This window comes from Albidovulum salinarum, assembly GCF_025673475.1.
Lineage (GTDB): Bacteria > Pseudomonadota > Alphaproteobacteria > Rhodobacterales > Rhodobacteraceae > Albidovulum > Albidovulum salinarum.
Genome location: NZ_JAOVQO010000004.1, coordinates 26773 through 41531, shown reverse-complemented (window position 1 = coordinate 41531; position 14759 = coordinate 26773). Strand labels below are relative to the sequence as shown.

The 14759-nt window shown below is 68.3% G+C and carries 17 protein-coding genes; 3 read left to right on the top strand and 14 right to left on the bottom strand.

Annotation, left to right across the window (positions count from 1 at the left end; all coding sequences use genetic code 11):
• Positions 1 to 38 precede the first annotated feature (38 nt).
• From OEZ60_RS05055 to OEZ60_RS05045, 3 genes are all read left to right on the top strand, one after another.
• The gene (locus OEZ60_RS05055) at positions 39 to 1568 is read left to right on the top strand and encodes an ATP-dependent DNA helicase (RefSeq protein WP_263333857.1); all 1530 of its coding nucleotides are present in this window, start codon (positions 39 to 41) and stop codon (positions 1566 to 1568) included.
• 124 nt (positions 1569 to 1692) lie between these two features.
• On the top strand, positions 1693 to 1929 hold the full coding sequence (locus tag OEZ60_RS05050) for an Lrp/AsnC family transcriptional regulator (protein WP_263333855.1): 237 nt from the start codon (positions 1693 to 1695) through the stop codon (positions 1927 to 1929).
• A gap of 1 nt (position 1930) precedes the next feature.
• Positions 1931 to 2668 (top strand): SDR family oxidoreductase, encoded by a 738-nt coding sequence (locus OEZ60_RS05045; protein ID WP_263333853.1) that lies wholly within the window; start codon positions 1931 to 1933, stop codon positions 2666 to 2668.
• 19 nt (positions 2669 to 2687) lie between these two features.
• Here OEZ60_RS05045 and OEZ60_RS05040 read toward each other — a convergent pair whose 3' ends face one another.
• The 14 genes from OEZ60_RS05040 to OEZ60_RS04975 all read right to left on the bottom strand — a co-directional run bounded on the left by OEZ60_RS05040 (position 2688) and on the right by OEZ60_RS04975 (position 14759).
• Positions 2688 to 3461: a TIGR02186 family protein gene (locus OEZ60_RS05040; protein ID WP_263333851.1), complete on the bottom strand. Its 774-nt coding sequence runs from the start codon at positions 3459 to 3461 to the stop codon at positions 2688 to 2690.
• On the bottom strand, positions 3458 to 4375 hold the full coding sequence (locus OEZ60_RS05035) for a sulfite exporter TauE/SafE family protein (RefSeq protein ID WP_263333850.1): 918 nt from the start codon (positions 4373 to 4375) through the stop codon (positions 3458 to 3460). The genes OEZ60_RS05040 and OEZ60_RS05035 overlap by 4 nt, the downstream gene beginning before the upstream one ends.
• Positions 4376 to 4503: 128 nt before the next feature.
• Positions 4504 to 5469, bottom strand: a complete 966-nt coding sequence (locus tag OEZ60_RS05030) for an ABC transporter permease (RefSeq protein WP_263333848.1) — start codon at positions 5467 to 5469, stop codon at positions 4504 to 4506.
• A gap of 3 nt (positions 5470 to 5472) precedes the next feature.
• Positions 5473 to 6099 carry a LysE family translocator gene (locus tag OEZ60_RS05025; protein ID WP_263333847.1) on the bottom strand — a complete coding sequence of 209 codons (627 nt, stop codon included), beginning with the start codon at positions 6097 to 6099 and terminating at the stop codon, positions 5473 to 5475.
• Positions 6096 to 7202: an ABC transporter permease gene (locus tag OEZ60_RS05020; RefSeq protein WP_263333845.1), complete on the bottom strand. Its 1107-nt coding sequence runs from the start codon at positions 7200 to 7202 to the stop codon at positions 6096 to 6098. Before OEZ60_RS05020 ends, OEZ60_RS05025 begins: the two co-directional genes overlap by 4 nt.
• Positions 7199 to 7798 (bottom strand): dimethylsulfonioproprionate lyase family protein, encoded by a 600-nt coding sequence (locus tag OEZ60_RS05015; protein WP_263333842.1) that lies wholly within the window; start codon positions 7796 to 7798, stop codon positions 7199 to 7201. Before OEZ60_RS05015 ends, OEZ60_RS05020 begins: the two co-directional genes overlap by 4 nt.
• Positions 7795 to 9360 (bottom strand): ABC transporter ATP-binding protein, encoded by a 1566-nt coding sequence (locus OEZ60_RS05010; protein WP_263333840.1) that lies wholly within the window; start codon positions 9358 to 9360, stop codon positions 7795 to 7797. Before OEZ60_RS05010 ends, OEZ60_RS05015 begins: the two co-directional genes overlap by 4 nt.
• A gap of 8 nt (positions 9361 to 9368) precedes the next feature.
• Positions 9369 to 10358 (bottom strand): BMP family lipoprotein, encoded by a 990-nt coding sequence (locus OEZ60_RS05005; protein WP_263333839.1) that lies wholly within the window; start codon positions 10356 to 10358, stop codon positions 9369 to 9371.
• A 151-nt stretch (positions 10359 to 10509) separates the two neighbouring features.
• Positions 10510 to 10926 (bottom strand): ribosomal protein S18-alanine N-acetyltransferase, encoded by a 417-nt coding sequence (rimI, locus tag OEZ60_RS05000; protein WP_263333837.1) that lies wholly within the window; start codon positions 10924 to 10926, stop codon positions 10510 to 10512.
• The gene (gene tsaB / locus OEZ60_RS04995) at positions 10923 to 11525 is read right to left on the bottom strand and encodes a tRNA (adenosine(37)-N6)-threonylcarbamoyltransferase complex dimerization subunit type 1 TsaB (RefSeq protein ID WP_263333835.1); all 603 of its coding nucleotides are present in this window, start codon (positions 11523 to 11525) and stop codon (positions 10923 to 10925) included. Before tsaB ends, rimI begins: the two co-directional genes overlap by 4 nt.
• 3 nt (positions 11526 to 11528) lie before the next feature.
• The gene (locus tag OEZ60_RS04990; RefSeq protein WP_263333834.1) at positions 11529 to 12089 is read right to left on the bottom strand and encodes a NifU family protein; all 561 of its coding nucleotides are present in this window, start codon (positions 12087 to 12089) and stop codon (positions 11529 to 11531) included.
• Between the two features lie 185 nt (positions 12090 to 12274).
• Positions 12275 to 12952 (bottom strand): NYN domain-containing protein, encoded by a 678-nt coding sequence (locus OEZ60_RS04985; RefSeq protein WP_263333832.1) that lies wholly within the window; start codon positions 12950 to 12952, stop codon positions 12275 to 12277.
• A gap of 141 nt (positions 12953 to 13093) precedes the next feature.
• Entirely contained in the window at positions 13094 to 13804 is a 711-nt protein-coding gene (locus tag OEZ60_RS04980; protein ID WP_263333830.1) for a CDP-alcohol phosphatidyltransferase family protein, read from the bottom strand.
• A gap of 4 nt (positions 13805 to 13808) precedes the next feature.
• The gene (locus OEZ60_RS04975) at positions 13809 to 14759 is read right to left on the bottom strand and encodes a tyrosine recombinase XerC (RefSeq protein WP_263333828.1); all 951 of its coding nucleotides are present in this window, start codon (positions 14757 to 14759) and stop codon (positions 13809 to 13811) included.

Genomic DNA, 14759 nt, shown 5'->3' with positions numbered 1-14759 from the left:
GCTGGCGTCGGCGGGGGCGGGACGCTAGGGTCGCGCCGATGTCGGCGCCCGCGCTCACCTTTTCCGATGACCAGGCCGAGGCCTGGGACCGCGTCGCCGAACTTCTCGGCGGCGCGGGGATCGACCTCATTGAGGGAACGCTCACCGCGGCGGCGGCGGGAAGGCCCTCGGTCCTCGCGGTGATCGGCAAGGCCGGCTCGGGCAAGACCATGCTGCTCGCGGCGCTGACGAAGGCGCTGGCCGAGGCCGGGGTCGACACGATCTCGGGCGATTACGAGGGAAAGCGCCGCAAGGAGCGGCGCACGCTCGCGATCCTTGCGCCAACCAACAAGGCGGCGAGCGTGCTGCGCAATCGCGGCGTGCCGGCGACGACGATCCACCGTATCCTCTACACCCCGGTCTACGACCCCGAATATGAGAAGATCGCCGAATGGCTGATCGGCAACGGCGAGCGCCCGGTGATCGAGGGGCTGACCGACACCGCGCTCGACCGCGCCAAGGCGTTCCACGACCAGGTGAAGTCGATCCCCGGCGCGCTCGCTGCCGCGGGCCTGCGCGGCTCCGACTTCATCCGTGGCTGGAAGCGGCGCGAGGATGCGCTCGACATCGGCTTCGTCGACGAGGCCTCGATGCTCGACGAACGCCAGCTAGAGGATCTGAAGGAGATCTTCCCGACGCTCGTGCTCTTCGGCGATCCCGCCCAGCTCGCCCCGGTCGGCCAGTCCGGCGAGATGGTCTTCGACAAGCTGCCGGAGCGGAAGAAGCTGACGCTGCACCGGATTCACCGCCAGGCGGACGACAACCCGATCCTCGACCTCGCCCATGCGCTCGGCGACCCCGACCTGACCTTCGAGAGCTTCGAGCGTATGGTCGCCGAGGCCGCCCGCCGCGACGACCGCGTGCGCTGGGCGGAGCGGGTGGACTCGGGGCTCATGGCGCGCTCGCCGGTGCTCGTCTGGCGCAACCAGACCCGGATCCGGCTGATCCAGGCCTTCCGCGCCGCGTATGGCGCGCCGCCCGACGCGCTCCTGCCCGGCGAGCCGCTGATCTGCGACGGCATCGAACTACCCTTGAAGCACCGCAAGAAGCGCATCGACCTCGAGGCGCGCGGGCTGATCAAGGGCGCGCAGGTGATCTATCTCGGCCCCGGCAAGAAACCGGGATTCGCGAAGCTCCATGTCATCGGCGCCGAGGATCCGCAGGTCTCCGCCGCCTCGATCATCAAGATCGAGCTGCCCGACGAGGAGGAGCCCTTCATCCCCGCCGCCGCGACGATGGGCGCGGCCTTCCTGCACGGCGCGGCGGTGACGATCCACAAGGCGCAGGGCTCGCAATGGCCCGAGGTCCAGGTCTTCGCCCCCGACCTCTTCGTCGCCGCCCGCACCGGGCGGATGGAGGCCGGCATTCCGCTCTGGAAACGCCTCGCCTATGTCGCCATCACCCGTGCCGAGACGCGGCTCCACTGGGTGGTCCGCAACCGCCTCGCCCGCCCGGCCGACCCCCTGACGACCGCCGACCTGCCGAAGGCCGCGACGCCGCTCTCGCTGGTCTCCGAGAGCGATAGCTGACCCCTTCATCGTGCCAAAAATATCCCCGCCGGAGGCATCCGCCGCTTTCGGCGCGCGACCGGCCGCCGTCCGCTTCCCATCGCGCATCCCCGCCGCTAGTGTCACAGCAAAGAGAGGTGAGCCCATGCGCTGCGTTTTCGTCCAGTTCCGCTGCCAACCCGGCAAGACCTACGAGGTCGCCAACGAGATCTACGACCGCGAGGTTGTGTCTGAGCTCTATTCCACCTCGGGCGACTACGATCTCATCGCCAAGATCTACATCCCCGAGACCGAGGATGTCGGCCACTGGCTGACCGAGAAGCTCTTCGACATTCCCGGCATCAGCCGGACCCTGACCACGATGACCTTCCGGGCGTTCTGACATGGCCGCCACGCTCGTCGTCACCGGCGCCTCGGCGGGGATCGGCCGGGCGGTCGCGGAACGCTTTCTCGACGGCGGCTGGAACGTCGCGATGCTCGCCCGCCGCAAGGCGGTGCTCGACGGGATCGCGAAAGGACGCGGCAACGCGCTGGCGCTCGGCTGCGACGTCAAGGATGCCGCGGCCGTCGATGCTGCCTTCGATGCCGCCGCCGCGCGGTTCGGGCGGATCGACGTGCTCTTCAACAACGCGGGTATCATGCGGCAAGGCGGCCTCATCGACGAGATTCCGCTCGAAACCTGGTCGGACATGCTCGCGGTGAACCTTACCGGCATGTTCCTCTCCGCTCGCGCAGCGTTCCGGCAGATGCGGGCCCAGATGCCGCAGGGCGGACGGATCATCAACAACGGCTCGATCTCGGCCCATGCGCCGCGGCCGGGCTCGGTCTGCTACACGACAACGAAGCACGCGGTTACGGGGCTCACGAAGACGCTGGCGCTCGACGGGCGGTCCTATGGTATCGCCTGCGGCCAGATCGACATCGGCAACGCCGCGACCGAGCTCGCGGCAAAGATCGCCGAGGGCGTGCCGCAGGCCGACGGCTCGGTCCGGGCCGAACCGATGATGGCCGTCGCGGACGTGGCCGAGACGGTCTGGTCGATGGCGACGCTGCCCCCTGGCGCGAACATGCTCTCGGTGACGGTGATGGCGACGAACATGCCGTTCGTCGGCCGCGGATAGCGGTCCGCACAGCCCGCCGTCAGCCCTTGAAGTACCGGAATACCGCCGACGCGATCCAGCCCGCGGCGATGGCGATGACGATCGACAGTATCCCGTAGATCAGCGGCTGCTGGTGCGCGAGGTTGTAGAGCCAGCGTTCCATCCCGACCTTCTGCACCGCGAGATTGGTCGTGTAGCTCGTCACCACCTGCTTGTTGCGGGTGAGGTAGAGCGTCACCTTGTAGGTGCCCTCGGTCAGGTTGGCGGGCAGCGTGACCGAGGTCTTGAACAGCGTTTGGTCGAAGAAGGCGATGGTGTTCGGCCGGAACTGGTAGTCGCCCCGGTTGGCGCGGATGCGGATCAGTGCCTCGGTGAATGACGGGGCGTCCTGGATCGTCATCGGCGCCCCGACCGATCGGATCGCCTGCGGGATCGAGATCTTGTAGCGCAGATCCTCGGTCGCAGACAGGATCTGGTTGAACGGACGCGAGGTGGCGACCGCGTAGAACGAGGGCGCGAGGTCGACCTCCACCGCGTCGGTGTTCACCCAGATTCCCGCCACCCGCTCCTTGCGGCGCACGACGATCGGCCGCGATGGACCGGCGACGGTGATGATGACCGACAGCGGCTCGGTGATCGAGATCGGCGTCTCGCGCTTGACCGCGCCGAAGAGGATCAGTTCCGACCCGTCGAAATCGGCGGTGATCGGCACCTGGCGCTGGCTCAGATCGGCGACGATCTGTTCTTCGGCGGCAGCCGCCGGGCGCAGGAAGGCCGCGAGCAGGGCGGCGAGGAGGGCGAACCGGGCGATCATGCGTGCCCCACCGGTCCGAGCGAGTAGATCTCGGACGGCGTCAGCAGGAGATCGAGCGCCAGCTTGGCGCAGACCGCAAGCACCATCACCGCGAGCAGGATCCGAAGCTGTTCGGCCTTGAGCCTTGTGCCGATCATCGCACCGAACTGCGCGCCGACCACGCCACCGACGAGCAGAAGCACGGCGAGCGGAAGATCGACCGTGTAGTTCATCGTCGCATGGAGAAGCGTCGTGAAGCCGGTGACGAAGATGATCTGGAAGAGCGAGGTGCCGACCACGACCTTGGTCGGCATGCCGAGGAGGTAGATCATCGCCGGCACCATGATGAAGCCGCCGCCCACGCCCATGATTGCCGCGAGGACGCCCACGAGCACGCCGACGATGAGCGGCGGGATGACCGAGATATAAAGGCCCGAGGTGCGGAACTTCATCTTCAGCGGCAGGTTATGAATCCAGTTGTGCTTCTTGCGCGCCGGCGCGGTGCCGGTCTTCTTGGCACGGCGGATCGCGCGCAGGCTCTCGACGAACATCAGAAGCCCGATGATGCCGAGGAAGACGACGTAGCAGAGCTTCACCAGGAGATCGACCTGGCCGAGGCTGCGCAGCATCGCGAAGACCTGTACCCCAACGGCCGCGCCGACAAGGCCGCCGACGAGGAGCACGGTACCCATCCTCAGGTCCACCGTCTTGCGCTTGAGATGCGCGAGCACGCCGGAAAACGAGGAGGCGACGATCTGGTTCGCCTCGGTCGCCACCGCGACGGCGGGCGGGATGCCGATGAAGAACAGGAGCGGCGTCATCAGGAAGCCGCCGCCGACCCCGAACATGCCCGACAGCATGCCGACAATGCCGCCCAGCCCCAGAAGCAGGAACGCGTTGACGGATACCTCGGCGATGGGCAGATAGATCTGCATTGGGATGCCGCTGTTGCCGGTGAAAACCCTAGTCAAGTCATGCCCCTATGCGGGGGCGGTGTCAAACCCTCGAAGACCCTCGGTTCGCGCCAGATCGCACGCTCCGGTAAGTCCAGCGCCCCGGCGCCCTAGCGTTCCTTGACATAGGGCTCGCCGCCCGCGCGTGGCGGGATGGCGCGGCCGACGAAACCGGCGAGGATCACCACGGTCAGGATATAGGGCAGGGCCTGCATGAACTGGACCGGCAGCACGACGGCGCCGAGGTCGATGTTCTGGTAGCGGTTGGCGATGGCTTCGAGGAGGCCGAAGAGCATCGTGGCGCCGAGCGCGTACCACGGCCGCCACTTCGCGAAGATGAGCGCGGCAAGCGCGATGTAGCCGCGCCCCGCCGTCATCTCCTTCACGAAGCCGGCCGAGAGCCCGGTCGCGAGATAGGCGCCGGCGAGCCCGCAGAGAAGCCCGCAGATCGCCACCGCCGCGTAGCGCATCCTGACGACCGAGATCCCGGCGGTGTCGACCGCCGCCGGGTTCTCGCCCACCGCCCGGAGCCTGAGGCCGAAGCGCGAGCGGTAGAGCACCCACCAGGCGGCTGGCACCGCGGCGAAGGCGACGTATACGAGGACCGAATGGCCGGAGATGAGCTCGCGGTAGAGGGGGCCGGCCACGGGGACGGGCAGCAGCACCTCGGCGAACGGCAACTCGATGGGCGCGAAGCGCGCGGCGCCTTCGAGGGAGGGCGTCCGCCCGCCAAGCGCGAACCATTTCTGGCCGATGAGCACGGTGAGCCCCGAGGCGAGGAAGTTGATCGCGACGCCCGAGATGAGCTGGTTGCCGCGGAAGGTGATGGAGGCAAGCCCGTGCAAAAGCGCCAGCGCGAGGGAGGCGCAGAGCCCCGCCGCGACGCCGATCCAGACCGAGCCGCTCACCGCCGCGATGGCGGCGGCGGCGAAGCCCGCCATCAGCATCTTGCCCTCGAGCCCGATGTCGAAGATGCCCGCGCGCTCGGAAAAAAGCCCGGCGAGGCAGGCCAGGAGCAGGGGCGTGCCGAGCCGCACCGTGGAGTCGAGGATCTGGAGGATGGTGGCGTAGTCCATGGCTCAGCTCCTCGACGTGGCCAGCGTGAAGGCGGCGAAGGTGAAGACGCCGCCGAGCCCGGCCTCGATCCAGCGGCGGGCGCGCCCATAGGCGGCGCGGACCGGGCGGGAGGACAGAAGGAGCGCATAGGCGGCGTGGCCGGCGAAGGAATTGACGAAGGTTCCGACCACGAAGAAGGCGATGACGGGCAGGGGCGCGTCGCCGACGCCGCCGGCGGAGGCGATCGCGAGCCAGAAGAGGATCGCCTTGGGGTTCGAGACCTGAAGCAGGAACCCCGCGAGCGCGGTGCGGGTGAGGCTTTTCGGCGGGGTCGCCGTGAGATCGAGCGGCACGGGGTTCAGCGCCTTGCCGAAGGCGCGCCAGGCGAGCCAGAGGAGGTAGCCCGCGCCGATCGCGCGGATGAGCGTCATCAGCTCCGCCACCTGCGCAAAGAGGGCCGCAATCCCGATCACGGTCGCGAGCGACAGGATGATCGAGCCGCAGGCGACGCCGAAGGCGTTGGTGACGGCGGGCATCCGGCCGCGGCTGGTCGCGACGCCGAGGATCAGCGCGACCGACGGGCCGGGGGAGGCGATGCCGACGGCCTGGATCGACCAGGCGAGGAGAAGCTGCGGCAGGTACTCGGTCATCGCCGCGCCTCCCCGTCGGGGCGCCTGAGCGCGAGGAAGAGGCGTTCGAGCGGCATCCGCACCATGTTGTCGAGCGCGCCGGTGAAGAGGATCACCAGCGCCTGGATCACGGTGATGAGCTCGCGCGGGATCGTCGTCCAGAGCGCGAGCTCGGCCCCGCCCTGGAAGAGGAAGCCGAAGAGAAGGGCGGCGAGGAACACTCCGAACGGATGCGAGCGGCCCATCAGCGCGACCGCGATGCCGATGAAGCCCGCGCCCTCGACCGCGTTGAGGATGAGCCGCTTCTGCTCGCCCATCGTCGCGTTGATCGCCATCATCCCCGCGAGCGCGCCGGAGATGAGGAGCGCGTACATGGTGATCTTGACCGGCGAGATCCCGGCGTAGACGGCGGCCGGCTCCGATCGGCCGAAGGCGCGGATCATGTAGCCGAGCCGCGTGCGCCAGATGAGAAGCCAGACCGCGACGCAGGCGGCGAGCGCGATGAAGAGCGTGACGTTGACGGGCGTGCTCTTAAAGAGGGGCATGCCGAGGGCCGAGGTCATGTCGAAGAGCGTGGGCAGCTTCGCGCCCGCCGGGAACCGCGCGGTCGCGGGATCCATCGAGCCCACCGGCCGCATCACGTTGACCAGGAGGTAGTTCAGCAGTGAGGCGCCGATGAAGTTGAACATGATCGTGGTGATCACGATATGGCTGCCGCGCTTGGCCTGAAGCCAGGCTGGCACCGCCGCCCAGGCGGCGCCGAAAACCGCCGCGCCCACGGTCGCTGCGGCGAGCGCCAGCGTCCAGTGCGGCCAGTCGAAGGCGAGGCAGACCACCGCGACGCCGAGGCCGCCCAAGGTCGCCTGCCCCTCGCCGCCGATGTTGAACTGGCTGGCGTGGAAGGCGACCGCCACGGCGAGCCCGGTGAACATGAAGTTGGTGGCATAGTAGAGCGTGTAGCCCCAGCCATAGGCCGAGCCGAGCGCGCCGGTGAGCATGATCTGCAAGGCTTCCACCGGGTTTTCGCCGATGGCGAGGATCACGAGCGCCGAGATCACGAAGGCGAGGACCACGCTGATCAGGGGCACGAGGACCACATCGGCCCAGTCGGGAAGTCGCTTCATGTCGCCTCCGTCTTCACGATCTCGGATTTCCTGTAGCTGCCCTTCCAGAGCGCGAGAACCAGCGCGGCGCTGTCGTCGGTATCCATCGAATGGGTCTCGTAGGGCGCGTGATGGCGGAGCGCACCCGGGCCGAGCCGGGTGCGGGGCGAGCGGTCGGAACTGAAGACGGCGTTGCCGGCCAGCACGGCATATAGCTCCTCGGGCTCGTGGCGGTGAGGCGGGTAGTGCAGGCGCGGCCCGATATGCATGATGCAGACCAGGCCGGATGGAATGACAAGCGGCCCGTCCGGCGCGGCGATCGGCGCCCAGGCATAGCCGGTGGCGAAGGCGCCGACATCGGCGGTCGTGTAGCTCGACCGCCAGCTCAGGCGCGCCGCCTCTGCGCTTATGGCGGCGCAGAGCGCGCGGGTCTCGGCCGGGGCGGTATCGGCGAGCCGGTCGAGCTCGTCGGGCACAGGGCGAGCGAACCCGCCGGCCGGCGGCGGCGCCGGGCGCTCCTGCGGTTCCCGTGGCAGCCCGTCGAGAAACTCCGCCGCCGGGGCGTCGCAGCCGCGCAGATGGGCGAGGACCGCCGGCCAGAGGTCCCTTGCGCTCATGCCGCTGCCCCGCTCACGCCGGCCATCAGGAGGCCAAGTTCGCGCTCGTCGGTCTTTTCGGGCAGGCGCTCGCCCATGATGCGGCCGTCGAACATGACGGCGATGCGGTCACTGAGGCTCATGATCTCGTCGAGCTCGACGCTGACCAAGAGCACCGCCTTGCCCGCATCGCGCAGCTCCACGATGCGCTTGTGGATGAACTCGATGGCGCCGATGTCGACGCCGCGGGTCGGCTGGCCGACGAGGAGGAGGTCGGGGTTCCGCTCGATCTCGCGGGCGAGGATGATCTTCTGCTGGTTGCCGCCGGAAAAGCTCTTGGCGGCAAGCGTCGGGATCGGCGGGCGGACGTCGAAGCGTTCCATCTTGCCCGCCGTGTCGGCGAGGATCGCGTCGTTGTCCATCAGAAGGCCGTTCTTCTGGTAGGCCGGGTCGTGGTGGTAGCCGAAGGCCACGTTCTCCCACGCGGTGAAATCCATGATCATGCCGAGATGCTGGCGATCCTCCGGCACATGGGCGATGCTGTTCGCGCGCCGTGACTGACCGTCGGAATGGTTGCCGGTGAGGTCAAGCTCCTTGCCGTTCAGCCGGACCGAGCCGGTGCCGCGGGCGATGCCGCCGAGGACGGCCAGAAGCTCGGACTGGCCGTTGCCGGCGACCCCGGCGATGCCGAGGATCTCGCCCGCGTGGATCTTGAGCGAGATGCCCTTGAGCCGCTCCACCCCGTCCTCGTCGGTGACGCGCAGGTTGTCGATCTCCAGCACCGTCTGGCCGGGATGCGCCGGTCCCTTGGGCACGTTGAGGAGCACCTTGCGCCCGACCATCAGCTCGGCGAGCTGCTCGGGATTGGTGTCGGCGGTCATCACCGTCGCGGTCATCTCGCCGCGGCGCATCACGCTGACGGTGTCGGTGATCTCCATGATCTCACGGAGCTTGTGGGTGATCAGGATGATCGTCTTGCCCTGCTCCTTGAGGTTTTTCAGGATGCGGAAGAGGTGATCGGCCTCGGCGGGGGTCAGGACCCCGGTCGGTTCGTCGAGGATGAGGATGTCGGCGTGGCGGTAGAGCGCCTTGAGGATCTCCACCCGCTGCTGGTGGCCGACGCTCAGTTCCTCGATCATCGCATCGGGGTCGACGTCGAGCTCGTATTCCTCGGCAAGTTCGCCAAGCACCTTGCGCGCCTTGGCGAGCGAGGGGGTCAGGAGCGCCCCGTCCTCGGCGCCGAGGATGACATTTTCAAGGACGGTGAAGTTCTGCACCAGCTTGAAATGCTGGAAGACCATGCCGATCCCGGCGCGGATCGCGGCCTGGCTGTCGGGGATCTGCGTCGCGCGGCCGTCGATGAGAATCTCGCCGCGATCGGCTTTGTAGAAGCCGTAGAGGATCGACATCAGCGTCGACTTGCCGGCGCCGTTCTCGCCGATGATGCCGTGGATCGTGCCCTTCTCGACGCGGATCGAGATGTCCCTGTTCGCCTGGACCGGGCCGAAGGCCTTCGAGATCCCGCGAAGCTCGATGGCGGGAGCGGCAGTCGCCTGCCGCTCCGTCTGGAGGCGCTGAGCCATGCCGGGGCTCAGCTCACCGGGCAGGTGTTGTCGGACATGTAGTCGTGGACCGAGATCTCGCCCGACTTGATCTTCTCGGCCGCCGCATCCACGGCCGCCTTCATCTCGTCGGTGACGAGGGCCGCGTTGTTGTCGTCGAGCGAGTAGCCGACGCCCTCGGCGGTGAGGTCCATCACGTTGATCCCGGTTTCAAGGTCGGGACCGGCCTTGAAGGCCTCGTAGACCGCGTTGTCGACGCGTTTCATCATGGAAGTCAGCACCTTGCCCGGATGAAGGTGGTTCTGGTTCGAGTCGACGCCGATCGAGAGGATGCCCTCGTCGGCGGCGGCCTGCAGCACGCCGATCCCGGTGCCGCCGGCGGCGGCGTAGATCACGTCGGCACCTTGCGCCTTCTGCGCCTTGGCGAGCTCGGCGCCCTTCACCGGGTCGTTCCAGGCGGCGGGCGTGGTGCCGGTCATGTTCTCGATCACGGTGGCGTCCGGGTTGGCGGCCTTCACGCCCTGCACATAGCCGCAGGCGAACTTGCGAATGAGCGGGATGTCCATGCCGCCGATGAAGCCCACGGTGCCGGTCTTCGAGGCCATCGCCGCCATCATGCCGACGAGGTAGGATCCCTGCTCCTCGGTGAAGACGACGGAGCGGACGTTGGGCTGCTCGACCACCATGTCGATGATCGCGAACTTGGTGTCGGGGAAGTCGGGGGCCACGGTGTTGAGGACGTCGCCAAAGGCGAAGCCGGTCATAACCACCGGGTTGGCGCCGGTCTCGGCGAGCCGGCGCAGCGCCTGTTCGCGCTGGGCCTCGGACTGCATCTCGAGTTCCTTGTAGGTGCCGCCGGTCTCTTCCTTCCAGCGTTCGGCGCCGGCGAAGGCGGCCTCGTTGAACGACTTGTCGAACTTGCCGCCGAGATCGAAGATCAGGGCCGGGTCGGCCAGCGCGGCGCCGGAGGTCAGCGCCAGCGTCGCGGCCGCGCCGAGGAATGTCTGCTTGAGGGTCATGGATCGCTCCCGGTTATTGCTTTGCGCATCCGCGTCCGCGGTCGCGTCCCGATGACGGCCGGTCACGCGCGGATTGCATCGATTAGGGCGAATGCACCGAAGCCGGTCAATAGCTATTTGGGGCTGACGGGGCGGAAGTTTGACTCTTTGGTCAAGGTCGCGCCGCCATCAGCACCGCATCGACGCGGCTGCCGCCCGGCGTGAGGTAGTAGCCGCGCCGCCGCGCGGTTTCGGCGAAGCCATGCCTCGCGTAAAGCGCGAGCGCGGCCGCATTGTCGGCGGCAACCTCGAGGAAGGCGGTCTCGGCGCCCGCCGCGCGGGCGGCGTCGAGGAACCCGGCAAGCAGCCTTGCGCCGATGCCCTGCCGCCGCGCGGCGGGGGCGACGGCGACGGTGAGCAGTTCGGCCTCGCCGGCGATGGCGCGACCGATGAGGAAACCCCTGTCCTCGACGATCAGGAAGGCGCCCGGCGTGGTCAGGAGCGCGGCGATCTCGGTGGCCGACCACGGCCGGGGATGGGAAAAGGCGGCCCTGTGGATCGCGGCCAGCCGCTCGGGATCGGCGGTCACGGCAGGATCGCGGGGCCGGTGTCGCGCGCGGGCGCGGCATCGGCGGGGCGGAGGTAGAGCGGGGCGGGGCGCGGCGTCGCGCCCTGCCAGCGGGTTGCGGCAACGCGGGCGATGTGGACGGCAATTCGGTCTGCCGGCACGGCATCGAGCCGCAGGACCGGCGCGTCGAGCGATGCGAGCGCGGTGTCGGGCAGGATTTCCGGTGCGCTTGGCGCATCCCCGCGGCGCTGGGCGTAGACCGTGCCGCGCGGTCCGGGGATCACCGCCCAGAACGGCGCCGCGCGGTCCGGGTCGGCGGCCTCGAAGCCGGAGACGCCCACCGCGGGGATGCCGAGCGCGAGTGCCAGCCCGCGCGCGGCGGCGACGGAGATGCGGATGCCGGTGAAGTTGCCCGGCCCGATGCCGACGCCGAGCGCGTCGAGGTCGCGCCAGCCGTGGCCCGCCGCCGCGAGAAGTTCCTCGAGCATCGGCATCAGCCGCTCGGCCTGGCCGCGGCCCATCTCCTCGGCGCGGGCAGCGAGAACCGTGTCGCCGGAAACGAGCGCGGCCGCGCAATGCGCGGCCGCGGTGTCGAAAGCCAGGATCAGCGGGCCGGCCATGCGTCAGGCGGCGACCGGACGGACCTCGGTCACTTCCGGGATGTAGTGGCGCAGAAGGTTCTCGATCCCCATTTTCAGGGTCAGCGTCGAGGACGGGCAGCCGGCGCAGGCGCCCTGCATGTGCAGGTAGACGACGCCGCGGTCGAAGCCGTGGAAGGTGATGTCGCCGCCGTCCTGCGCCACGGCCGGGCGCACACGGGTGTCGAGCAGCTCCTTGATCTGGCGCACGATCTCGGCATCCGGGCCGTCATGGGCGGCATGGCCCGAGGCCACCTGCTCGCCCTCGATCACCGGTTGGCCGGACTGGAAATGCTCCATGATCGCGCCGAGGATCGCCGGCTTGACATGTTCCCAGAGCACCGCCTCGGCCTTGGTCACGGTGACGAAATCTGTGCCGAGGAAGACCCCGGTCACGCCCTCGACCGCGAAGATCCGCCGCGCGAGCGGCGAGTTCGCCGCGGCATCGGGCTGCGGGAAGTCCGCGGTGCCGGTCTCCAGCACCGTCTGGCCCGGCAGGAACTTGAGCGTGGCGGGGTTCGGCGTGGATTCGGTCTGGATGAACATGTCGGGGCCTCCGTTGCGCATTGGATATGCGCCCGGGGCCGGGGCGAGTCAAGGAATGGAACGATTCTAAGATGAGCCGCCGTCCGGCTTGGGATAGTGCGAACGCCAGTCTTGGCGTCGAGGCTCAGGAGCGGGTGTGATGATACGCATAAGACGCAGGCGGTCAGCGGTTCGCGTTGCAATGGTTACTCGACAAAGCCTTCGCGCTTGAAACGTACCTTTGCCTCGGGGCCGCGTTCGTCGAGATCATAGAGCGCTGTCCGCTTCGACAGGTATGCACGCCATGTACGCTCAGGTGCTTGGCTGATGCGCACACCATGCATAATGTGCATCTTTGGTCCAAGCTCGGTAATGCGCATGCCGCTGCCGTTTGTGCTGTTGGCGGCGATCAACTTCCTGATGTTGCGGTCAAGCTCCGTGACGCCGGGTGAGGTCGGTGAGGTTGTCGGGACGGGAGCGCTGATCGCGCTACGGAGCAGCGCAAAGGTGGTGCAGGCCGAACGAAACCCCGGGGGCGCCTTCGTCTCGCCCGCGCCGACGACTTTGAGGCCGCGCTCGCGCAGGCGGGTGGCCAGATGGGTGAAGTCGCCGTCCGAACTGGCAATGACGAATGTCGTGAAAGATTGGGTCAGCGCGATTTCCATCGCGTCTATTGAAAGCAGGAGGTCGGCCGCGTTCTTGCCGGTGCCGGCGTGGATGAGACGGTAGCCTCGAGCCTGGTGCCAGTCGCTGTTGCGGCTCGCGTCCGTATAGACCCGCATGACATCCACAACGCCCGAACGCTCCGCAACTTCGCGGATGGGAAGGGCAAATGTCGCATTGATATTGTCGCCATCAACAAACACCGCGACGCGGTCACCCATGACGAACTCCGTTCAAATAGCTGACAAACAACGAAAACGAACATTGCCGTGAACGAACGCTGCGTCAATATCGTAGAGCGATTGCCTGCCCGGATTAAGCAACCATTAATTGTGTTCATTGCGCCGGATGAGCCCGGCGTTTCAGTCGTGAAAGCCCGGACGCCCGTATTCGGGGATGAACTGCTGGGCGATGCCGGCGAGGAGGAGGTAGAGCGAGGTGATCGCGAGGCCCCAGTGCGCCAGTTCCCCGGGCGCGAAGTCGACCCAGGCGGCGCGGGCGGCAAAGCCCACCCAGGCGAGCGCCATCGGTAGGGTGATCCAGCGCCAGCGTTCGGTGCGGACCGGGTGGACGAATTTCAAGTTGGTGAACATCGAGACGGCGAGCGCGACGATGATCGCGGTCATCAGGTAGAAGTTCGGCTCCAGCGCGAAGAGGACGAGCACGACCATGTTCCAGCAGGCCGGGAAGCCCGCGAAGGAATTGTCCTTGGTCTTCATCCTCGTGTCGACGAAGTAGATCGCGCTCCCGTAGGTGATGACGATGATCGCGAGCCAGCCGGTCCAGCCCGGCAGGAGCCCGGACTGGAAGAGCGCGAAGGCCGGGATGAAGACGTAGGTCAGGTAGTCGATGATGAGGTCGAGAAGCACCCCGTCATAGGTCGGCCAGTTGGTCTTGACGTGGTAGTGGCGCGCGAGCGGGCCGTCGATGCCGTCGACGATGAAGGCGACGACGAGCCAGAGGAACATCAGGCTCCACTTGCCCTGCACGGCGGCGAGCATGGCCAGCATCGACAGCACCGCGCCGGTGGCGGTGAAGAGGTGGACGGCAAGGGCCTTGATCTGCGGCGTCATCGGGTCACCCCTTCGATTGGACGGTGGCGGCGCGGGGGTGCGCCCGGTCATAGATCTCCATCAGCCGGGCCGTGTCGACCGCCGTATAGGCCTGGGTCGTGGAGAGCGAGGCGTGACCGAGCAGTTCCTGGATGGCGCGGAGATCGCCGCCGGCGGCCAGGAGATGGGTGGCGAAGCTGTGGCGCAGCGCGTGCGGCGTCGCGGTGGCGGGCAGGCCGAGCCCGGCGCGGGCCGATTCCATCGCCCGCGAGATCAGCCGCGGGTTCAAGGGGCCGCCGCGGGCGCCGCGGAAGAGCGCCGCCCCGGGCTCGTCGGCGACCGGGAAGGGGCAGAGCCGGACGTAATCGGCCACCGCCCGCCGCGCCACCGGCAGCGTCGGCACGACGCGCTCCTTGCCGCCCTTGCCGAGGATCCGGAGCGTCTCGGGCAGCGGGCTTGCGGCGCCGGTGAGGCCGAGCGCCTCGGAGATCCGGAGCCCGCAGCCGTAAAGCAGCGTCACCACCGCCGCGTCGCGGGCGGCGATCCATTCCTCGCGCGGCTGGGTGCCGATCTGGCCGATCACCTCGCGCGCCGCGTCCTCGGACAGCGGGCGCGGCAGCTTGCGCTGGAACTTGGGGCTGCGCGCGGCGAGGATCGCGGTCGGGTCGAAGCCCTCGCGCTCGGCGAGCCAGCGGGTGAAGCTCTTGACCGCCGAGAGGCTGCGGGCGAGCGAGCGGGCCTGGGTGCCGCGGGAGCGTTCATGCGCCATCCAGGCGCGCATGTCGGTCTGGGTCACGCGGCCAAGCCGCGCGGGGCCGATGCTTTCGCCCCCGTGGGCGGCGAGGAAGCCGAGGAAGCCCGCGACATCGGTGCGGTAGGCGCGCAAGGTGTTCTCCGCCGCGCCTTCGAGGGCCGAGAGATGGTCGAGCCAGGTCGACAGCGCGTCGCGCAGGGCGTCAGAAAGCGCCAGGCTCAT